This window comes from Microcoleus sp. FACHB-SPT15 (assembly GCF_014849525.1).
Taxonomy (GTDB): domain Bacteria; phylum Cyanobacteriota; class Cyanobacteriia; order Cyanobacteriales; family Coleofasciculaceae; genus Symplocastrum; species Symplocastrum torsivum.
On record NZ_JACJNU010000028.1, the window covers coordinates 129003 to 148956 of the forward strand.

Genomic DNA, 19954 nt, shown 5'->3' on the forward strand with positions numbered 1-19954 from the left:
AATGGCAAAAGTTTTCGGAGAGTGACAGAAGAGGGATATAGCCTTTCTCGTAGTTATGAGGTACAATAACAACAATGAGCGAACTAGTTACGAATATTTTCCTGAGTCACCTTAAGCATGGCATTGGTGAGTCCATCAATTAAATCTTTGTAGGTTCTTGCTGCCGTCTTTCTCAAGATAGATTTAACTTTTGACCAGAAATTTTCAATGGGGGAAAATTCGGGAGAGTAAGGAGATAAATATAGGAGTTTTGCTCCCGCTTTTTCAATAACTTCTCTCACCATTTCTCCTTGATGTATTTTGGCATTATCCATAACAACACAAGCCTTATTCCAGAGTTTAGGAATTAATTTTTGTAGAATAAAAGCTTCAAATGTAACGCCATCCACCGCTCCATAAATATTGACTGATGCCAACACTTCTCGAACTGATAAAGCCGCAATCACAGAAATATTCCTTCCTCTTTTCTGGGGCTTTTTACCTCTAGCTCTTTTCCCTTTTAAAGCTCTGGCATAAAGCCTAACCATTGCTAGATTGATTCCTGACTCATCAAGGAAAATTAGGTCTTCCAGCCGGACATCTCGAATTTTTGACCAAAACTCGACTCGCTGTTCCTGTACTTTTTCTGCGGCGTAAAGAGTTTTTTTTTACACTGTAGTTTAATTTTTGTGTGATTCTTCCCATCGTGGCTCGACTGACTCTAACTTTGGTTTTCTCTTCGAGCAACTCACAGAGTTCTTCGAGCGTCGCATCATTATTAGTTTCGATGATTTCTACTAAATCGATTAATTGCTCTGGTTTGAGCTTAGGTTCAGGACTTCCTCCTTGAGGTTGGGGGCGAATATCTCCTGTTTCTTTATATTGTTTGAGTAATTTCTGAATAAAGCTTTTTGCAACGCAAAAACGTTGAGCGAGCTTCCTAATTGAGATACTTTCTTTTTCGTGGACTTCAATGATTTTCTGGCGAAATTCAATTGAATGAGGTTTCATGGCTGATTTCTATAATTGATAGGCTCGAATTATAATGTACCTCATAGACCTGAGAAAGGCTATAAATTGTGTGCAGAATATTGAGATTTGCAGAGCGAGTTTCACTGTTGTCTGTCTTGTTATAGACAAAAATAAGAAGTGAATGCCCAAGCCCCAAAATTTTTTGTCGTGCAGATTTGAAAGGGCAGGATGATTGAGGTTGCTTGATGCTTGTTACCTTGACATCAACAAGTAGTCCTGGAAAATCTATGCCACTTGCTGAATTACCCTCCACAAACTCGTATCGCCCCTTGAGATGAAGTCTGAACTTTTGTTCCAAATACGTCCCCACAGCTTTGCCGTCGGTGACACCGTACAGTAAGGGTTCTGGGTGCCGAGATTCGGCGGCTGAAAATAGTGCTGCTTCAGTACAAAGGGTTTCTACGGTCAAGGTTGACATGGTTACAGCAAAAGTCGCAAGTATCATATCGTAACCCTGAATTGTCGGTGTACCGCTACACACCTAGGGTGCGATCGCCTCAAAGCAGGTTTAGGCGAGTTATTTGGCTCGATAAGGAGAGCGATAAAACGGTTTCTTGACAACAACGGTTGGATAAGTTTTGCCTCGAATTTCCACGTCTAAAGACTGACCAATTTTAGAAAGAGCTGTGGGAACATAAGCAAGCGCGATCGCTTTTCCAAGTGTTGGTGATTGGGTTCCACTGGTCACTTCTCCAACCACTTGCCCTTCGGACAAGACGGGATAACCATGACGTGCAATGTGACGCCCTTGCATTTCTATCCCCACTAAGCGTTTTTCTACCCCAGTCGCTTTTTGCTGTTCTAACACTGAGCGTCCAATAAAGTCGCCTTTGCTGTCTAGGTGTACAACCCAACCCAAACCCGCTTCGAGAGGCGTTGTGGTTTCATCAATGTCTTGCCCATAAAGTGCCATTGCAGCTTCTAGCCGCAGCGTATCTCTAGCCCCCAAACCGCAGGGAGTAACACCAGCCTTATCGAGAGTTTGCCATAGTTCTATCCCAACATCAGGGTCTACCATCACCTCAAACCCATCCTCGCCAGTGTAGCCAGTCCTAGCGATAAACGCGGATTTACCCAGCAAGGTTGCCTCTAGGTGTTCAAAGGCTTTGACTGGGGTCAAATCTTCCTCAACCAAGCGCTGGAAATGTGAGTAGGCATGAGGCCCCTGAATCGCAACTAGCACTTTTTCCGCCGAGAGGTCGAGAAAATCAATTTCCGCTGATTCTATCTGAGCAAGTATCCAGGCTTTATCTCTCACTCTGGTAGAAGCATTCACAATCATCACACCCCGTTGCACACCAGCAGCATCCTCACCCTGGTAATAAAAGATGATGTCGTCGAGGATACCACCTTTGGGATTGAGCAAGACAGTGTATTGTGCTTGTCCGGGTTGCAACCGCCGCAAATCTGAAGGGACTAGGGGTTGGAGTTGTTCAACTAACTGTTTCCCCTGAAAGGCAAACTTTCCCATGTGAGAAATATCAAACATTCCGGCTGAAGTTCTCACCGACTCGTGTTCCTGTCCTATACCCAGGTATTGCACAGGCATCTCCCAACCTGAAAAAGCAGTTAGTCGCGCTTTTTGTTCTAGAGCAAGCGAGTAAAGGGGAGTACGAGCAAGAGCAATCGCAGTTTTCGGGTTTAATTCGTCTGACTTAGCCACAAGAAAGTTATTCAGTTGCAGTGAATCTTTCTATTCTACCGAGCAACGCTAACATCGCTGTTCCAAGATGCGATCGCACAAAGTCTCCCACAGCTTATTTAGCCAGCCTATATATTGACTATCTCTTGAGCTACCCAACTAATTCCAATTAAATAGACTAGAATCATTTACCTGCACTCTATAAGAACGACTTGCTAATTCCCGCCCTCATTTACATCACGGCTGTTTTAGCGGCTAACTATACAGCCACCTGGTTTCTTCCCCTGCCAATTTTTGGTCAAGTGGCAGTCGGGACATTTATCTTTGGCATTACCTTTACACAACGAGACCTTTTACACCAATTCGGTAGAAGGCGAGTGTACCAGGTCATTTTCCTGGCTGCTGTTCTTAGTGTTATTGAATCAGTGGTTCTGGGAGTACCCTACCGCATCATCATTGCCTCCTTCACTGCCATCCTAATTTCGGAAACAGCAGACACAGAGGTTTACCAACGACTCCTCAATCGCTCTTGGATGCTGAAAGTCGTTAGTTCTAACGCGGTAAGTATCCCCATAGACACGCTGATTTTTAACCTAATAGCCTTCTTGGGTGTATTTCTACCCCTGCAACTGCTAGGTATTATGTGGGGAGAGATTGTCGTAAAGACTCTCACAGGAGTTGTGGTGGGACTGATTACGGCAAGACAACGCCAAAACCCTCAACAAGGTTTGAGGTGAGAGGTTTGTTTTGTTGGGGATTGGAAAATTATGAGTCTTGCCAAATACTGAAACCAAGACCCGTCAATCATTTCCCGTCTGCCCTCTGCCTTTTGCTACAGCCAGGAAAAAATCCTTCAACCCCCTACCCAGCTTCATTACTGATAGCCGAAAGACAACTAATAATCTGTCGAGCAAAAAGCCTTGAGCCAATCCCTGTAGCAATTAAGAGAAAGCCAAAAATACTGCTGTAGCGAGAGTCTTCTAGCTGTAGGTGTAATTGTTGCTGCTCAGGATTTTGCAAAAATTGATTAATTTCATCAACCATTGCAACTTTCGCGTTTCGGTCAGTTGGCGAAGAATTCATTAAGGGAATTTCATCGGTTTGAGTGAGCAACACTACCTGATAGGCAACATGGTAACTTCGCGAGTGACGTTTCAATTCTGCGCTCAGCAGGTCTGCCAAGGCAATATCTTGTTGGTGGGGTGTAACAAAGCTTGAATTATCAAGCTTACAGGTGTTTTGTATCTTGAGTGTTGATGATGACGTTCCTTGACGCTGGCAACTCAAGGTTGAGACTCCCCCAAATCCCATAAAGGTTAGCCCAGTGATGTAAATAACGACACTAAAAACTAAAACACTGAGCGGTTGATTTTGTTGTTGGAGCTTAAGCTTTTTGAGGAAAATCATGAATCGGTTCCGGTGTCACCCAAGATACGGTGACAGACCACCAAAAATAAGGATAATGTCATTAGTTTTAATTACATCTACCTATATCCGTATTCCCTAATGGGGGCAGGTGGTCAGGAATTGTAAAGCAAGATTGTAAAGTAAGGCTGAAAAAGCGATCGCTTAATCAGAAAAACTTACCGCACAGTACAGTAGGCGTGGCATAGCGAGAGAAACACCCAACTGTGTTTCCCATCACTGCCGAGTCGTCAGTAAAACCTTGAAAATCAGCAACTAAACTCTTAAGCCCTCAAGCTTCCGCTCATGTGCAGCTACAATGAACGCCTCAAAAATACGCAAATGTAAAGGGTCAGCCGGGGAAAGTTCTGGATGCCACTGGAGAGCAAATCCCCACGGATGGTCTTCATGTTCCAGTGCTTCAATCACGCCATCAGGTGCTTTTGCAACGACACGCCAACCGAGTGGTGCAGTGCGTACCGCTTGATGATGCCAGGAAACCACAGATATCTCTGTTGTTCCAATCATGCTAGCGAGTTGACTGTCTGGCAGGATATGCACGCGATGTTCTGCTGGAATTAGCAATTCCTGTCGGTGCAGAATCGTTTCGCCAAACTCATCGGGGACGTGTTGCACCAAGTCACCACCACTTGCCACCATCAACACCTCTAAGCCTCGACAGATACCCAATACAGGTTTATCAGCCATGAGTGCAAGCTTAGCGAGTGCTAGTTCCGAAGCGTCTCGTTCTGAGTCTACGCCATAAACCTTCGGATGCGGCGCACCGTTGTAGGTTACTGGGTCTAGGTCACCTCCACCTGTGAAAACCAAACCATCGACAGCTTCCATAAGAACAGCCGGGTCAGGTTCGCCTGGTGGCAGGAGAATTGGCACACCCCCAGCACGTCGTACTGCATTGACATAACCTACTGGCGCATAGAAGTTCCCAGTTTCCTGCTGCTTGTAGGCTGTAATTCCAATTATTGGGCACACTAAAGGGGACTTCTGGGTTGCTAGGGCTGTTCCAGCCGTTGTTGTATTGAAGTTTCTAGACGAATTCAAGATTACGGACACCCTTTCAAGTTGTAGCTATCTATTGATAGTAATCATTCTTTAACCTGCTCAAGGAATCAGAGGTTACATTCCCACTACTTCTAGCGCTTGTGGCTTAGCGTAAGTTGCATTACCCGCCAAGGGTTCAAACCCCACAGCGAGTAGCAAAAGTCCATTAAAATGAACTGAATTTTTTGCACAGCAGTTGTCTAGTTCACTTAAGTGGAGTTTCGCTAAAAGCCTGTGGAATTAATTTCATTTTCTCGGCTTAAATCAACTCACACATTGAGCAAACGCAAGCGTAGTATCCAATTCTGAGTCCTTTTGCCATTCAATACTAAAGGCTCAAAGTTCACATTAAGCATATCGGCGTATCTACGCTAAGCTGAACAGCGTAATTATTTTTATTTTCTGGATTTTTATCCTGATACTGCTTTGGGAAGCCCGAATCAGAAATCAAACCTTCTGAAAAGGACATCCTCCAATGCGTATTTACTCTTCTTCCCTATTAGTCAGTCTGGCACTTACTGGGATAGCCATTAATTTACAAAGCGCTAACGCTTACTCAGCAAGTAGCTACCGCTCTGATTCTGGACAACAACAAACATTGACACAGGAATTGCAGGGAAAGGTTGACTGTAGCGATCGCACACAAAGTCCTCCACCTGGTTGTCCAAGAAGAGATACATAGTGGCTTCAGAAAATTGCAAGCCACTTTTTTTTTTGACTAGATACTACGAACTTGTTTCACCAACGATTATTTTTGAATCGCTACAACCTACCTCTTGATAAACTTTACAAGAGAGATATCGCTCTTTTGTCACTCTAGGTAGAGGAAAAGTGGAAATCGGTCTGCTTAATCCGTTGACAAGGAACAGTTTACAGTTAACTTTCACTCGTCAGTGCTTACACTTATTAAGGCGATCTATTGCCATGATTCTTGATGATTCTACCAGGACTGACAAAAGAAATCCCTTGGTTGGATGCAGCACTAATCATAACGGCTTCAACCACAGGTTTAGAAACGTCTTTTTCAGCTATCCACTCGACAATAAAGTTGGCTCCTGACCCACCACTAGTATCAGTTCTCTCTACAATAAAATCCATAGAAGCTAGAGGACTAAGTTCCACAGGACGTTCTAAATACTGCTTGATTAGTTTCCCTTCTGTATTGTAGTAACGCACGGAAGTAATAATGATGGGATTGCTCAAATCTGTATTACGAATACTAAGAGTAGCTGATAAATATAAAACTTCTTTCTGGTTCTCATAATAAATATGGGAATAGACAGGGACATAGATAGTTTGCCCCATTGCTATCTTGCTCTTGTCAGCCAACGTTACCACTTTAAGGTGGGGTTGAGTCAGCTGACCAGAATCAGATTGCGACTTCTGGGGAATCTCTCGTGAAGTGCAAGAGGCGAGAATAATAATCGCTAGGGTCGAATAGAAATATAAAGAAAGCTTCATCAGAGGTGATTTGTAGATTCCGGTAAACGGCTTCCCGTTGTTCCCTATTCATAGTCGTTGAGAAGAGTTTCTAGGCGGTTCCTGATGACTTGTATTTTAGACAAAACCAAAACCTTTTTCATCCGGCTTTAATTGTTCAAGCGCTGCGATAATATCATCACTGAGCGTTACCTTAAAGCTCACGAGGAGCATAGAGTCGTTAATCTATTAGCTGACTACAGGGTTTAAAGTTTATTTCAGGTGGTGCAAGAGATGCAGTGGTCTTTAGGGCAGTTGTTCATCGCAAATCTTAATAGCGCAAGCAACGATAGTCAGGGAGATGTTGCGGGATTAGTAACAATTCTGATTATTTTGTTGCTAGTTGCCACGGTGGTAGCCTTAGTGACGCAGCAGCTTCGTGTTCCCTACGTCACGGGTTTAGTGTTGGCAGGTTTGCCAATCACTGAGCTATTGTCTCGTCAAATTGGTTTAGATCCTTCCCTGGTTTTGAATCTTTTCCTACCAATTCTCATCTTTGAAGCTGGCATCAATACAGATGTTAGCCGTCTACGAAGCACATTTAAACCAATTGCCCTTCTGGCTGGTCCTGGGGCTGTACTCTCCTCTGCTATTATTGCCGTTCTATTGAAACTTGGGCTTGGACTGGATTGGATACCTGCTCTACTGGTAGGAGTAATCCTGGCAAACACTGATACGGTGTCAATGATTGCTGCCTTTAAGGAAATATCTGTACCCTCCCGGCTTTCTACAATCGTTGAAGGAGAAACCTTATTCAATGATGCCGCTGCCCTAGTGTCGTTCAACCTGATTTTGTCAGTGTATTCGACAGGTTCACTCACGATATTCGAGGGAATCCAACAACTGCTAATTGTTGCTGTAGGAGGCAGCCTCGTGGGGTTAATCTTGGGCTACTTGAGTATACCTATATTTATCCGTTTAAACGATCCCCTTAGTAGTCTCTTACTGACAGTTGCAGTTGCATTAGGAACGTTTCAGATTGGGCAATTTCTAGGTGTATCAGGTGCTGTGGCTGTAGTTGTGGCTGGATTAATTTTCGGCAACCTTGGGCTTTCTCGCAGCACGTCCGCTTCTAATCGGGTCACGTTGTTGAGCTTCTGGGAATATGCCGGTTTTGGTGTCAATACCTTTGTTTTTTTACTAATCGGCATAGAAATAGACCCGTTGACCCTTTGGAGGACTTTGCCTGCGGTACTGCTCGCCGTTTTGGCTTACCAGATTGGACGAGTAATCACCGTTTATCCCCTTTTAGCAGGGCTGCGTTGGGTTGACCGTCCGATTCCCCTGCGTTGGCAGCACGTTCTGTTCCTCGGTAATATCAAAGGCTCTCTGTCGATGGCTTTGGCGTTAAGTATCCCCCTCACGCTACCGGGTCGGGAAGGATTAATTGCCTTAGTGTATGGCTCTGTGTTGATCTCCTTAGTAGGACAGGGGCTGAGTTTACCTTGGCTGGTGAAACGCTTGAAGTTATCTCACTTTTCCGAGTCTCGCCAACAGATTGAGGAGTTGCAACTCCAACTAATTGCTTCCAAAGCTGCTCAGGATGAGTTAGATACACTCTTGAAATCAGGGGTTTTGCCAAAAGCTGTCTATGAAGAGATGCGGGCTTCCTACCAAGCGCGAGTCGCGACTTCTGAGAGAATCTTGCGCGACTTATTCAACCAGCGCTCAATCAAGTTACCAACGCTTGACGGAAAATTGAACCAACTGGATGCTATTCGTCGGCGACTCCTGTTGGCAGAAAAAGGGGCAGTGAATGATGCTCTACGCAAGCGCATCCTTTCAGAAGAGCGGGTGCAAGCGTATGTCAAAAACCTTAATGAACAACTTCTTGGGTTGGAAGATGACTAGTACAAAGCCCTAGAAAATCAATCATCTGATGCATCAACCCCGGCTTAGTGACGACCAGGATAGTTGAACCTGACTCAAGAACAGTACTGCCATTCGGAATCACTAGGTCAGCACATGAATGGCACTGATAGCCAATAATCAAAGAGCCAGTTGGAAATCGAGGGTCTTGACCCACTTGAGCCACTGTACGACCTGCCACATAGCAATTGCTTGGAACCGGAAGTTTTAAGACCTCTACCTGACCCTGCTCAAAGTGCATCATCGATTCAACTTCGGGATATTCAATCGCGTTCGCCATTGTGGAAACGGCTAAGTCAATCGTGCTGATGATGTGACTTGCCCCCGCAATGCGATAAGGTTCGGCAAAATCGCGTTCCCTCATGCGAACTACGATATGAGGGACACCATAGTGTTTAGCCAACATGACTAAGGATAAGTTCAAAGCATCATCTCTGAGGGTAGCCGCCACGGCATCAGCTTTTGGGATTCCGGCTTCAACCAGAACCGTTGTACTGACAGCACTGCCTTCAAATGCCATGACCCCCACTTTCTCGCGGGCATAATGGCAGGCGAGGGGGTCTGTATCAATGATGGCGACGGTATGCCCCATCTCCATTAACTGCTGTGCTAAACGTAGCCCCATCATTCCGGCACCACCGATTAATACATACATAGCTGACCTCTAATACCGTTATTTTGGATTGCACATCATATCATTACAAAAACAAAAATTTCAGGGTCACGGTACGTAGCCGTGGGAATTAGGGTGCATTTCCTAAAAGCCTTTAATGCTCTGTCTCTTGACTCGATGTATTATAAACTCGCCACTTCCGAACACCCCAACGGTCAAGAATCGGTTCGGCACGATGAATTTCATTCTTTGTGCCTTTTACCGTCACTAAATAAGCGCCTTTGGATACATCCTCGTTATATGATATGGCGGCTTCTTCGGGAAGGAACCAACCCCGTAGTGCGCCAACGAAACCGCCAGCGGCGGCACAGGCTCCACCCGCCAGAAAGACGGTGATAAGTGACTCGACTGCCAGCGCTAGTCCAAATCCAGGAACTAACAAGGCACCCATACCTGCAATTAAGGCAAGTAAACCTCCTGTCGTAGCACCGACGGCTGCACCGGCTGCCGCACCTCCAGCGGGAGTGAGCGGAAGTTTACTTATATCTGCATTGCTAAATGGCTCATCAGGAGCAGGACTTTTGGCGAGTACACAAATCTGATTCATTGGAAAGCCAGTATTTCTCAACTCGTCGAACGCCTGTATCGCCCTTTCACCACTGCGAAATACACCTATACCGTATTTAAGTTGATTGGAAACCATTTTGCTCTCAAAAAGTACTGATGAACTAGCAAGGCACTATGCACTATGTCCAGTGTTGAAAACAAAAGTGACGAGAAAGTGACAGCGACGAGCTTGCAGCGCTACTTGAGAGGCAACTCGATTTGAAAGGTTGAACCCTGCTCGACAGCGCTGGTAACGCTAATCTGACCACCATGAGCTTCAACAAGTTGTTTTGCGATCGCTAACCCTAAACCAAAACCCCCCGCTTGCCGCGATTGCTTTGTATCCACCCGATAGAACCGCTCAAAAATATGGGACAAATCGGCTTGAGGAATCCCAACACCACTGTCTGAAACTTGAATCACTGCCCAACGGGACTGGGTAAACAGACGCAACTGCACAGTACCCCCAGTTGATGTATATTTACAGGCATTACTAAGCAAATTCCCGACTGCCTGACGCAAAAGGTCTGGTTCTGCTTCCAATTCCACTGACTGCTGAGGTAAATCGCTCTTCAAACTCAGTTGTTTTTCGGCAGCTTGGGTGGTGTAAAAGTCTGCTAGCTGATGAAGCAAGCTAGTTAGGTTAACCTCTTTTAAGGATTCAGGGGCTAATCGTCCTGAATGACGAGCAAGAAGTAGTAGATTACTGACTAAGGTACTCATTGATTTGGCTGCCTCCACGATTTGCTCCAAGTGATTGCGTTGCTGCTCTTGCTCCAGAGGAACCAGCAACCCAACCTGAGCATTACTGAGAACTGCCGCTAAGGGAGTACGCAACTCATGAGAGGCATTAGACGTGAAGCGCTGGAGTTGATCGTAGCTGTTGCGAATTGGCTGCATCGCCAATCCTCCTAAAATCTGACCTGTAAGCCCAATCGTGCCTAAAGCCACAGGCACCAAGAGCGCTAATAATAGTAGGAAATCTCTTAGAGATTCTTGGATAGGAGTCATCAAGGTTGCAACCTGAAGATAACCAATTACTGACCCCGCTTGCTCGACAGGTAGCGTGACTTGACGCAGCCAAACTTCTGAAGGTATTGTCCCCATTGGCTCATTGGTGGTCTTGATGGTCTGAAATTCATCGACCGCTGTTAACTGCTCTGGGGGAGTTGTACCAAAAAATTGCACTAATTTCCTTTCGGTATCGTACCAACGCGCATACACTATGTCAGTAGTTAGTATCGGTGGATTACTCCCCAAAATTGGCACACTTTCCAGATTCACCTGCCACTGACCCTGGCGAACTTCAGACTCTACGCCCGCCGCCATCACGCGAGTTTTCGTGTAGAGCGATCGATCTAGTGCCTCTAGCTCGTCGGCAACTTCCTGGTAATAGACTATCCCGGCAAAGACAACCAGGATACTTCCCATCGAAAGAGTAAACCAACGAGCAAGATTGCGACGGCTCTGATTGAACATGGCTTTTAGCGTTAAGCGTTAAGCTCATCCCATAACTGAAGTACACGATATGCTCTTTGTCAGTTGTTAGTTGTCAATTGTTAATCGCTTTCCGCCGACACCTGACACCTACAGCTACTCAGGCGGACTGATGCAATATCCCCTGCCGTAGACCGTTTCAATCCAATCCGCCGCACCTACTACCTGTAAGCGCTGCCGCAGGCGACGTACTAGGGCAGTTATCGCGTTACTTTCAGGTTCTGTACCCCACTCCCATACAGCTTGTTCGATCTGGTCGCGAGTTAAGATTTGGCGGGGGTGACGCATGAGGTACTCTAGCAACTGAAATTCCTGGTTGGATAATTGGACAGTTGCCTGTCCTCGCTCAACCATAAGTTTGGTTAGGTGCAGTTGTAGATCGGCGAGGCAGAGAGTATCTCCTTGCCATACAGGAGAACGCCGTCCCAGCGCTCGTACCCGCGCCAAAAGTTCTACCATGTCTGTGGGTTTGACCAAATAATCATCCGCTCCAGCATCCAAGCCGGTTACTCTATCCGGAATGGCGTCTTTGGCAGTCAAAATTAGCACGGGTGAGGTTTTGCCAGCTTGCCGATACTGGCGACAGAGGCTTAATCCGCTAATTTCAGGCAACATCCAGTCCAGAATCAACAGGTCATACTCTTTTTGGGACAGGAGCCATTGAGCAGTTTCTCCATCTTCAACGCCATCGACAACGTATCCAGCTTGGGACAAAACCGTGTGGAGTGGTTTCAATTGTGCTGGGTCGTCTTCTACCAGTAATATCCGCATAAATTGCGTTTGTGAAACGTCTGTGCGGGACATTCGGCTTCCCTGTCTAGGATAGAGAGCTAGACTTAGCAGAACGTCTGTCTCCAGTAGGATTTTAGAGCGGCGATCGCTTTGTACTATACCTGTAGTCGCGATTGCCTACGGCACCAGCGAAGCTGATCGCAGTCACACAGCACAGTTTCTCGTGCAGGAGAAGGCTTTAGTTGAGTCGCCCTAAACCTGCTCAAATCGAGTCTCGCAGACAATCCAAAATCTAAAATTGATAATACTCGCGCATTGCATTAGGAAAGCTTATTGCTTTATGTCCTTACCTCGCTGGTTGAAATTCCTGCGTCCTCTGTGGCTAGAATTCTGGCTACCCTTACCCCTATTGGGAATTATCTTCTGGTTTGGAGGTAATGCTGTAACCAGTCAAGTATTAAGCCGTCCCTACAGCACAGTAAGCAAGCTGCAAGCGGATACACAACAAGAGGTGCAACTGTCACTCACTGTGCTAGTAATCAAAGCTGAAATTGAAAAGAATGAGGGAATTACTTCAGTCGAAGTTAAAACGGCAGACCCCGAACTCACAAGGTTGAAATTTGAGTTTCCGGTTACAGAAGTCAGCCAAGTGGAAGCAATGATTGCTCAAAAACTAGGATTGTCTCGTGAAGATGTCAATAAGTTAGTGCGATATCAGATGAAAAATTGATTCTGCACACCGCGAGGCAAAAACTCAATCAACCATCGACACTAACTTCACGAATCACTGCAAGTGTTTAAAACTTAGCTAGGAGTGTACTTCTTTAACGTCTCAATTACTCTCACTTTCTGGTCACATTTATTTCTCATGCTGGAAGTAGATGGAACTTTGAATAGCTAGATTAAAAGTTAATGCTTTTCATATGAGCGTTGCAGCGAAATATAACATGAGTTTTTATGTAATAGGGAAGATATAAATTCAAATTAGTTGTGAGATTCTAGAAGAATTGCAGTGTGTTTGTGATTAAAATTATGAGAAGTTTATTTCAGCCTGAAACATTGAATGAGCTTCCTTCACGTTCTCAAGAAAAAAGTAGGAGCTGTGAAGATATTTTAATTGTTGGTCAGCCGCTGCAAATCCCCTTAAAAAATTTAGCCCCTTCCGAGAATGTCATTGTCAGCCTCAAATCACAGGGAGAAATCGAACTTTACTCTGAGTCAAATCAACCCCTTGGTACACAAACGTTGATTCCTCTCAATGACGTTCCAACAATTACCCTTTTAGCAAGAACCTTTAGCGATCGCCAAAATGACCGCTCTTTAGAGATAACGTTTCAAGATGAGGCGGGTTATCAGCTAAGCCAAGTTCAACTTAAGCTAACTTGTCTTCGGATTTGTTTAGATGTGGATGCAGATCGAGATGGGATTGTTGACGACAATAATCCTCAAAAAGGAGATTGGCAATGGGGGATTAATGGTCATGGTGCAATCCTAATCGTCAACACCGATCGCGACCAGGTTCATTCTGATAATCAATATGATAGGAAGATTAAAGGACTGCTGGATCTAAAAGATTCGAGTTTTATGATTGTTCGTAGAGCTGGCTTAAGAAATCTACCCTCTGGATGCGAGATTCACTTGTCAGTTAGCGAAAACACTGCCAAACGAATTTGCATTTATGACGAACTGGATAAAAGTGGCTATGAATTAATTAGTCCGAAGAGAACAAAAGCACAAATTAGAGGTACAGATCAGGATATTCTCCTGGCTATAAGGGGATTAAGCTATCCCGACATTGATTTTGATGGACGGGTTGAGATTACTTTAAATCTTGTGAAAGATGGAGAAACCCTCTACAGCGATCGCGTCGTTTTTCGAGTCGCTCCCTGGATGATGACTCCGAATACCTTATCTCCAATCACTGTGTTTGTTTCTCGCTTATCGAAGGGAAAGAACGAAGACTTCATTGAGGATCTGAGGAAAGTTGTTGCTAAAGCCAACGCGCAACTCGATCCGGTTCCTTATGAGTATCATAAAGACGATCCTTGGATGCGAGATGAAATTGAAATTGGATATACTCAAGCGCCTGGAAAATTCATTCACGTCGTCCTGGATTCGCCTCGCGATCGCGGACTAGATCACCTGACCAACCGCCAACTCATAGGCAGTGACTTTGGGTATGTGATTCGCAAAAGCCGCCATTCAGTCACCAAATTAGACTCTTTTGGAAATTTAGAAGTTTCTCCGCCAGTAACCGTAAAAGGGGTAAATTATCCCTTCGGTCGTCTGCTATTTGGAGGAACTCGCCCAGAAATTATTCCAGAACCGCGCCGAAAGTTAAAAGTCTTGCGAGATTTTTTCTTTGCTCAAAAAATCCAAGCCCCTTTTGAAATCTTTTCAGATTGGCTGAGTGTCGGGCATATTGACGAATTTATGAACTTCGTCTCTGCTCCTAATCCTAAAGGATTCAAACTAATTCTCGCCAGCCCTAATAAGTGTTACGACCTTCTTACAGCGTTACGAAGCGAAGGACATTCTCAGGCATTGTTGCGGCAGGGCAAACAAATTGACGATAAACCTGCTGATATTAGCGTGGCAGACGTGCTTGAAAATGAAACCTTAGCTCGCCAAAACCAACGCTTTCAGGAACACATTAGTTGGAACCGAGAGGTTTTGAAACAGGAATTAGATTTAGGTGAAGAAGATATTATCGACTTGCCTGCTTTGTTTGAAGCGGATGACGATGGACGAGCAAAAAGTTTTTTCCCAAACATGGTCAATATGCTCGTTCTCAAGCAGCATCTTGCAATTCCCAAACCCTTTGGCCCCCAGGTTGATGCTCAATGCCAATTTGAAGCTTATGTCAAAGGGGTTTTAGAACCTTTGGGTTTAGTCTGTCACTTTATCGATGATTGGGATACTTATTTTCGAGATGGTGGGGAAATTCATTGTGGCACTAACACGAGCCGACAACCTTTTACTCAAAAATGGTGGGAAATTGAACCGATGTTCCTCGAATAATAGCTTTTGCAGATGAGTCATGGCGATTATTGATCCAGAGTACTCAACGCCAGCCGCCTAACAACTTGCTTGGAGCATTAGAATCCCCCGTACTTTTAGCCGGGGGAGAAGTCAAGCCTGATACAGATTTCGATGGAGTTGATCAACTTCTTCCAAGGCTCTTTCAATTCCTCCTTCCGCAATACCCCTAACGTAGTTAATTTTTATTTCTTCTAACATATCTACAAGTAAGGATTCAAATTCCTGACGGTTATGCTTCTTTTGCAACTCCGTCTCCAGCGCATCTCTGAAATTGCCCATTAAACGAGCAGTAAGTTCTGCTCCGACTGGGTCTTCAAGCGCCTTGACTAGGTTGCTGTAGACTGTATGAGATAGATTGTGAGCTAAAGTCTCCGTTAACTGGCTGGGTAAGTGATTCAAACCCGGTATATTCTGGATTTGTTGGTAAACAGTAGCTTGGCTGAGAGTACTTTCCAGGCTGTGATGTACTAAAGCTTCTATATCTGGCTGGACTTGGGGGAGAACCTCATACACACTGACGTTAACTAGGCGAGTGGCGATCGCTTTTACCTCATTCGTATTATTAACCTGAACATAGGGTTTGCGAGACTCCGGATGAAACAACCAGCGTGTCACTTCACCCTTTTGAACCGACTCTTGCATTTGGTCAATCACCTGAACGCCTATAATTTCAGCGATTTCTTCAGCAAAACTGATCGCAAAGTCATAATTAAGTTGCTTCCGGAACGGTTCCAAATCTAACAACTTAGTTTGATAGAGACGAAGTGTTACTGGGAGAACTCGCAACCATCGTCCAAAGGGAAGCACTAAGAAAAGGTCATACCACCGCCGTAGTATCGCTTCTAACCAATTTAACTCTGGTTTGCGGCGACTGCTATAGTAGGTTCGCGCTAAAATTTCCAGGGTGAATAGGATAATAAAGGGTAAGTCAATTAACCAGAAATAATCGACAAAGCCGCCAAATCTTCCAATATCTCGATAGTAATTCCTCCCAATTAGAGGTCTAATTTCTGTGTTAAAAAATTCGATGTTTTGCTGCCAACCCGTATTAGATAGATACGGTTGGCTCCAAAAGGTAGTAAAGGCATCACGACCATAGTTTTCACCGACACGAGTCCGCATTTCGTGTTGAATTTTTTCTAGGGTGCTGCTTTTATCCGCTCCTTGAAATGGATTGTCTTCAACTAATCGATTACTCAGTCCTCGTAATTCCTCTAGTAATTCTTCTGACTGAGGCGACTGCAATCCTGCTTGCAAAACTTGTTCTTCCAGTGCGTTTACGCTGTTGAGATAGTTTTGCGTTTCTGGGTGGGGTTCAATCCCTTTAACTGGGTCGTAAAGTTGGGTTAGGCTGGGGACAACATCTAGATAGAAGTCACGTAAGGTTACATAGCTCATGTCAAAAAAGACTAGAACTAAGTTCACTACGGCAAGGATGGCAATTAGGCGTTCAAACCACGACGTTCTGAGTTCAGAGTTAGAGGTTTTTCTTATTGCCAGTTTTGATGACATATCTGTAAAAATTGAGCTATTTTTACTCGAAAATTAAGTAGTTTTAAATGAATGGAGGAGAAAGCTTTTCTAGCTGACTCCCTACTTCCCACTCACCACTCATTATTTTTCCTTCAAGTAGGGTTAGCAGGGGGTAAGATGACTGTAGGAGAGCTAACCTAGGTGAGTAAGACACAAGCCAGTATTGCCAAAATAAATAGTGCAATGCGGCGTGAAAGAGTCACGGCTCATGGTACTTGGAGAAATTTAACATTATCCTCTGTTATTTTTTGAGGAGTTGGGCGGCTTTGCACCCAGGCAAAAAGAGCGGCGGTACCGACTAGGATTAGGGTAATAATTCCGACCAATTGAAGCATAATACTGTAACGCATAAACCTCCTAGTTTGAGATAAATTTATTTAAGGTTTTTCCTGTTCAGCTTGCGCCTTCAAAGCCTGGTTCATCTCTGCAAAGCCGCGCGTTGTCTCGCTATCCAATTTGTCGGCAAATAGTGGAACCAGCGAACCTTGGAAAATTTCCCTTTGTACAAAACGCACGCAATTTTCGCCTAAGGGTTCGATGATGAAGATATGTTCACCATCAAAGAGTCCCGGCATGAGAAAATGCCCCAGCCAACGCAACTCACGGTTTGGTTCGGCTTTGAGAATCGTCGGTCGAAATGTCATAGCCTCTGCACCCGAAGGCTGTATATAAACTTTGAGCCGTTCCCCTTCTTTAACCTGTCCAGTGACTCGACGGATAAACGGATTCCACTTTGGAAAGCTGGTAAAGTCGGTGAGTAGTTTCCAGACTCGTTCAGCCGATGCTTGAATTTCAATTTCAGAGTGAAGTTCTTTCATTACTGTTTGAGCGTTTTCAACGAACTGCATTGAGTTAAACAAGGTTGAAGTGTTCCATGTGAACGTTGGTAACGGGTACTCCCAAGTCATGCAAAGTAGCTTCTACCTGATCCATCATTTTTGGGGCGGCACAGATGAAGTAATTACGGGTGGCTCGATGGATGGGGATGTAGCGTTCTAGGAGTTCCTTGTCAACGTAACCTGTTTCCCCTGACCAATCTTCCGGTGGTTTTCTCAAAACGTGGATAATGGTGAGGTCTATTTGGTCTTTGAGGGTATCAAGTTCTTCGCGAAAGGTTACGTCTTCCCAAGATTTACTAGCGTAGATGAGAAGGAACGGACGGTCATCTTTGCGATCGCAAGCAGTAACGAGCATACTCATCATAGGGGTGATGCCGATACCGCCAGCAATCAGGACAAATCCCGCCGAATCCCAATAGCGATCTGTGGTAAACACGCCATAAGGGCCATCGAGGAAGGCTTTAGTGCCGGGTTTTACGTCCTTGATACTGTTGGTGAAATCCCCCAAAGCCTTGATACTAAACTCCAAGCGTTCCGGAGAATCGCCACTTGATGACATGGAAAAGGGGTGTTCTCGCATCCGAAACGGGGAGATGTCGAGGGTAATCCAGGCAAATTGACCGGGTTGAAACCGCATTCCCTCATATACAATCGGTCGCAATGCCAATGTCCATACGTTGCCTCGTTGGGGAATTACCTCTTCTACGAGGTAGGGCTTTTTGAGCATAAACCAAGGCTTGACAAGGCGGACGTAAATGAGAAGCCAGAGTGCGGTAAGCGCGATCGCACTCCAGAGAACCCCCTTCCAAAACAGTCCCAGATAGTTGCTAACCCCCAAAGCGTGTGCCAAACCCAAGGCAACTGCAGACACGGCAAAAATGCCATGAGCGGTACGCCAAGGTTCATAGGGAATATTAAGCTGCTTGCGCCAGATGGAGGTGACGACGAGCAATATCAGCGCTAACGTCCCCAAGACTGCAAATCTAGCCCTCCAAGGCGCTTCCAAGAAATTCAACAGTTGCAGCGTCTCAGGCTCAGTGACGAACAAAATCAAGGGATGAATCAGGATGAGACTGAAAGCTACTAGAGAGATGTAGCGGTGAAACTGGAGAATGATATCAACTCCATAGGAGGCTTCGATGCGATTGATGCGAGCAGTCAAGGCAAATTGAAGCGCCATCATTGCCAAACCAATGAAACCGAGAGCAACAGAGAACTCAGTCCAGAAACTCCTACCTTCAGGTACGTGGTGCAAGAGCAGAACAAGCAGGGGTAAAAGCGTAATGAAAAGATACGTCCCGATCCAAAATGCTGCTACTGCTACTGGGCTTCTCACCAATAGACTTTGCATAAGAAACCCCCTTCTAAGTACCCTGATTCAATGAAAGTTGCGATCGCCTGTTGACTTCGTTCCAATTTACAACATTCCACCAGTTAGTCAAATACTCGGCGCGACGATTTTGGTATTTCAGGTAGTAAGCATGTTCCCATACGTCATTGCCCATAATCGGATAAAACTCTTCCATAATTGGGTTATCCTGATTCGGTGTAGTTGTAATTTGAAGTTGACCTTGCTTGTTACGGACTAACCAAACCCAACCACTGCCAAAACGATCACCACATGCTTCGTTAAATTGCTGTTTAAATTGCTCGAAACTGCCGAATGTTTTGTTGATTTCCTCAGCGAGAGAATCCGTTGGCTGACCGCCCCCCTGAGAACTCATAATTTGCCAGAACATAGTATGGTTGAGGTGACCGCCAGCATTGTTGCGTACTGTTGTGCGAATCTCTTCAGGTACACTGTTCAAATCTTGTAGGAGCGATTCAACACTTCTGTTTTGCAAATTGGGAGACTTTTGCAACGCTTCGTTCAAATTTTTGACGTAAGCTGCATGGTGGTTATCGTGATGCAATCTCATCGTTTGAGCATCAATATGTGGCTCTAGCGCCGCATAGTCGTAGGGTAATGGCGGTAGCTGAGCAGGTGTTGCAGTACCCTGAGCTACAAGTGTAGTAGCAGTAGGCGTAACAGCGGTGGGTGATGACTGTACTTGCGGCGTTGCTTGACAAGAGATTAGCAAAAATAAAAAAGCCATCCCCAAGAAAAGGAAACGTATTTGTCGCTGTAATTTTTTTTTCATATACGTTGACCTCAAGAGCAACATTTAAACCTCTAAATGAAGTGCGACGGTGTACAGAACTGCTATTAGAGTTCAAGCAAATTTATCGGTCACCTCATCAGAGTTTTCATCTGTTTTCAGCATGATAAATAAATGTGACTAGAATGTGATAGGCAAGTCAAGGGTCGAAAATTTAAACGCCATCGATAAGTTTAATAACTTCTTGATATCGCTTTACAAGTGGTATCAATAACCCTCAATTACTCTCTTTATCATCAGCAGTTAGACATTTGTAGTCTGCGGCGGCATCGATGACCAGCCACGCCGACAAACTGGCTCCTACAGTTGACACAAAAAACTTGCCGTTAACTCCCTAGGAAAAATGGTGTACGTCCGAAAAAATTGCCCTAACTCTTGGGGACTCAAACTAACTTCGTGCAAAAACACTAGGAGGTTGATAGCAATCAGCGCCTAGGTGATGTATGAGATGATTGTGGTCGGATTA

The 19954-nt window shown here is 44.9% G+C and carries 20 protein-coding genes; 5 read left to right on the forward strand and 15 right to left on the reverse strand.

From position 1 onward, the window contains the following. Window positions 1-83: 83 nt before the first annotated feature. The 3 genes from H6F98_RS08770 to gcvT all read right to left on the reverse strand — a co-directional run bounded on the left by H6F98_RS08770 (window position 84) and on the right by gcvT (window position 2674). Window positions 84-990, reverse strand: a protein-coding gene (locus H6F98_RS08770; RefSeq protein WP_192218283.1) for an IS630 family transposase whose coding sequence is annotated in 2 segments (ribosomal slippage) — window positions 84-648 and window positions 647-990 — 909 coding nt in all. Because the reading frame shifts where the segments join, the coding sequence is not laid out codon by codon here. Further along, complete coding sequence (locus H6F98_RS08775) at window positions 971-1429, reverse strand: hypothetical protein (protein ID WP_242058444.1); 459 nt, start codon at window positions 1427-1429, stop codon at window positions 971-973. The genes H6F98_RS08770 and H6F98_RS08775 overlap by 20 nt, the downstream gene beginning before the upstream one ends. Before the next feature lie 99 nt (window positions 1430-1528). After that, entirely contained in the window at window positions 1529-2674 is a 1146-nt protein-coding gene (gcvT, locus tag H6F98_RS08780) for a glycine cleavage system aminomethyltransferase GcvT (RefSeq protein WP_192218284.1), read from the reverse strand. 191 nt (window positions 2675-2865) lie between these two features. Here gcvT and H6F98_RS08785 point away from each other — a divergent pair, with 191 nt between their 5' ends. Next, window positions 2866-3390 carry a VUT family protein gene (locus H6F98_RS08785; RefSeq protein WP_192218285.1) on the forward strand — a complete coding sequence of 175 codons (525 nt, stop codon included), beginning with the start codon at window positions 2866-2868 and terminating at the stop codon, window positions 3388-3390. Window positions 3391-3514: 124 nt separating this feature from the next. On the opposite strand, the gene H6F98_RS08790 is transcribed toward H6F98_RS08785, so the two are convergent. Together H6F98_RS08790 and H6F98_RS08795 are read right to left on the reverse strand one after the other, a co-directional pair. Next, a complete protein-coding gene (locus H6F98_RS08790) occupies window positions 3515-4060 on the reverse strand; it encodes a hypothetical protein (protein ID WP_192218286.1) in 546 nt (181 codons plus the stop codon). Between the two features lie 273 nt (window positions 4061-4333). Continuing rightward, entirely contained in the window at window positions 4334-5119 is a 786-nt protein-coding gene (locus H6F98_RS08795) for a gamma-glutamyl-gamma-aminobutyrate hydrolase family protein (protein ID WP_199348372.1), read from the reverse strand. A 475-nt stretch (window positions 5120-5594) separates the two neighbouring features. Here H6F98_RS08795 and H6F98_RS08800 point away from each other — a divergent pair, with 475 nt between their 5' ends. Further along, on the forward strand, window positions 5595-5801 hold the full coding sequence (locus H6F98_RS08800; protein WP_192218287.1) for a hypothetical protein: 207 nt from the start codon (window positions 5595-5597) through the stop codon (window positions 5799-5801). A gap of 224 nt (window positions 5802-6025) precedes the next feature. Here the strand turns inward: H6F98_RS08800 and H6F98_RS08805 are convergent, their stop codons facing one another. After that, window positions 6026-6580, reverse strand: coding sequence for a DUF3124 domain-containing protein (locus tag H6F98_RS08805; RefSeq protein ID WP_192218288.1), 555 nt, complete (start codon window positions 6578-6580; stop codon window positions 6026-6028). Window positions 6581-6832: 252 nt separating this feature from the next. Between H6F98_RS08805 and H6F98_RS08810 the strand changes: the two genes are divergently transcribed. Beyond that, the gene (locus H6F98_RS08810; protein WP_192218289.1) at window positions 6833-8449 is read left to right on the forward strand and encodes a sodium:proton antiporter; all 1617 of its coding nucleotides are present in this window, start codon (window positions 6833-6835) and stop codon (window positions 8447-8449) included. Here H6F98_RS08810 and H6F98_RS08815 read toward each other — a convergent pair. The 4 genes from H6F98_RS08815 to rppA form a co-directional block, all read right to left on the reverse strand. Then, window positions 8415-9122: a TrkA family potassium uptake protein gene (locus H6F98_RS08815; RefSeq protein WP_192218290.1), complete on the reverse strand. Its 708-nt coding sequence runs from the start codon at window positions 9120-9122 to the stop codon at window positions 8415-8417. The two genes, H6F98_RS08810 and H6F98_RS08815, sit on opposite strands and share 35 nt — an antisense overlap. 112 nt (window positions 9123-9234) lie before the next feature. Then, on the reverse strand, window positions 9235-9783 hold the full coding sequence (locus H6F98_RS08820) for a hypothetical protein (protein ID WP_192218291.1): 549 nt from the start codon (window positions 9781-9783) through the stop codon (window positions 9235-9237). 101 nt (window positions 9784-9884) lie between these two features. Beyond that, window positions 9885-11165 (reverse strand): cell wall metabolism sensor histidine kinase WalK, encoded by a 1281-nt coding sequence (locus H6F98_RS08825; protein ID WP_192218292.1) that lies wholly within the window; start codon window positions 11163-11165, stop codon window positions 9885-9887. A 114-nt stretch (window positions 11166-11279) separates the two neighbouring features. Continuing rightward, window positions 11280-11954: a two-component system response regulator RppA gene (gene rppA, locus H6F98_RS08830; RefSeq protein ID WP_192218375.1), complete on the reverse strand. Its 675-nt coding sequence runs from the start codon at window positions 11952-11954 to the stop codon at window positions 11280-11282. Between the two features lie 301 nt (window positions 11955-12255). Here rppA and H6F98_RS08835 point away from each other — a divergent pair, with 301 nt between their 5' ends. Further along, window positions 12256-12645 (forward strand): hypothetical protein, encoded by a 390-nt coding sequence (locus H6F98_RS08835; protein ID WP_192218293.1) that lies wholly within the window; start codon window positions 12256-12258, stop codon window positions 12643-12645. A gap of 302 nt (window positions 12646-12947) precedes the next feature. Next, window positions 12948-14936 (forward strand): protein-arginine deiminase family protein, encoded by a 1989-nt coding sequence (locus tag H6F98_RS08840; RefSeq protein ID WP_192218294.1) that lies wholly within the window; start codon window positions 12948-12950, stop codon window positions 14934-14936. Between the two features lie 111 nt (window positions 14937-15047). Here H6F98_RS08840 and H6F98_RS08845 read toward each other — a convergent pair whose 3' ends face one another. The 5 genes from H6F98_RS08845 to H6F98_RS08865 form a co-directional block, all read right to left on the reverse strand. Then, window positions 15048-16469, reverse strand: coding sequence for a hypothetical protein (locus H6F98_RS08845; protein ID WP_192218295.1), 1422 nt, complete (start codon window positions 16467-16469; stop codon window positions 15048-15050). A 227-nt stretch (window positions 16470-16696) separates the two neighbouring features. After that, a complete protein-coding gene (locus tag H6F98_RS08850) occupies window positions 16697-16840 on the reverse strand; it encodes a hypothetical protein (protein ID WP_192218296.1) in 144 nt (47 codons plus the stop codon). A gap of 27 nt (window positions 16841-16867) precedes the next feature. Next, window positions 16868-17338 (reverse strand): SRPBCC domain-containing protein, encoded by a 471-nt coding sequence (locus H6F98_RS08855; protein ID WP_199348373.1) that lies wholly within the window; start codon window positions 17336-17338, stop codon window positions 16868-16870. Between the two features lie 4 nt (window positions 17339-17342). Continuing rightward, window positions 17343-18680 (reverse strand): ferric reductase-like transmembrane domain-containing protein, encoded by a 1338-nt coding sequence (locus H6F98_RS08860; protein WP_192218297.1) that lies wholly within the window; start codon window positions 18678-18680, stop codon window positions 17343-17345. A 13-nt stretch (window positions 18681-18693) separates the two neighbouring features. After that, complete coding sequence (locus tag H6F98_RS08865) at window positions 18694-19470, reverse strand: superoxide dismutase (protein ID WP_192218298.1); 777 nt, start codon at window positions 19468-19470, stop codon at window positions 18694-18696. Window positions 19471-19954 lie beyond the last annotated feature (484 nt).

Coding starts and splice junctions, on each gene's coding strand:
- H6F98_RS08815 (WP_192218290.1), bottom strand. CDS start 9,122: ATGTATGTATTAATCGGTGGTGCCGGAATGATGGGGCTACGTTTAGCA.
- H6F98_RS08850 (WP_192218296.1), bottom strand. CDS start 16,840: ATGCGTTACAGTATTATGCTTCAATTGGTCGGAATTATTACCCTAATC.
- H6F98_RS08865 (WP_192218298.1), bottom strand. CDS start 19,470: ATGAAAAAAAAATTACAGCGACAAATACGTTTCCTTTTCTTGGGGATG.
- H6F98_RS08820 (WP_192218291.1), bottom strand. CDS start 9,783: ATGGTTTCCAATCAACTTAAATACGGTATAGGTGTATTTCGCAGTGGT.
- H6F98_RS08845 (WP_192218295.1), bottom strand. CDS start 16,469: ATGTCATCAAAACTGGCAATAAGAAAAACCTCTAACTCTGAACTCAGA.
- H6F98_RS08835 (WP_192218293.1), top strand. CDS start 12,256: ATGTCCTTACCTCGCTGGTTGAAATTCCTGCGTCCTCTGTGGCTAGAA.
- H6F98_RS08860 (WP_192218297.1), bottom strand. CDS start 18,680: ATGCAAAGTCTATTGGTGAGAAGCCCAGTAGCAGTAGCAGCATTTTGG.
- H6F98_RS08800 (WP_192218287.1), top strand. CDS start 5,595: ATGCGTATTTACTCTTCTTCCCTATTAGTCAGTCTGGCACTTACTGGG.
- rppA (WP_192218375.1), bottom strand. CDS start 11,954: ATGCGGATATTACTGGTAGAAGACGACCCAGCACAATTGAAACCACTC.
- H6F98_RS08825 (WP_192218292.1), bottom strand. CDS start 11,165: ATGTTCAATCAGAGCCGTCGCAATCTTGCTCGTTGGTTTACTCTTTCG.
- H6F98_RS08775 (WP_242058444.1), bottom strand. CDS start 1,429: ATGTCAACCTTGACCGTAGAAACCCTTTGTACTGAAGCAGCACTATTT.
- H6F98_RS08840 (WP_192218294.1), top strand. CDS start 12,948: ATGAGAAGTTTATTTCAGCCTGAAACATTGAATGAGCTTCCTTCACGT.
- H6F98_RS08805 (WP_192218288.1), bottom strand. CDS start 6,580: ATGAAGCTTTCTTTATATTTCTATTCGACCCTAGCGATTATTATTCTC.
- H6F98_RS08790 (WP_192218286.1), bottom strand. CDS start 4,060: ATGATTTTCCTCAAAAAGCTTAAGCTCCAACAACAAAATCAACCGCTC.
- H6F98_RS08855 (WP_199348373.1), bottom strand. CDS start 17,338: ATGCAGTTCGTTGAAAACGCTCAAACAGTAATGAAAGAACTTCACTCT.
- H6F98_RS08810 (WP_192218289.1), top strand. CDS start 6,833: ATGCAGTGGTCTTTAGGGCAGTTGTTCATCGCAAATCTTAATAGCGCA.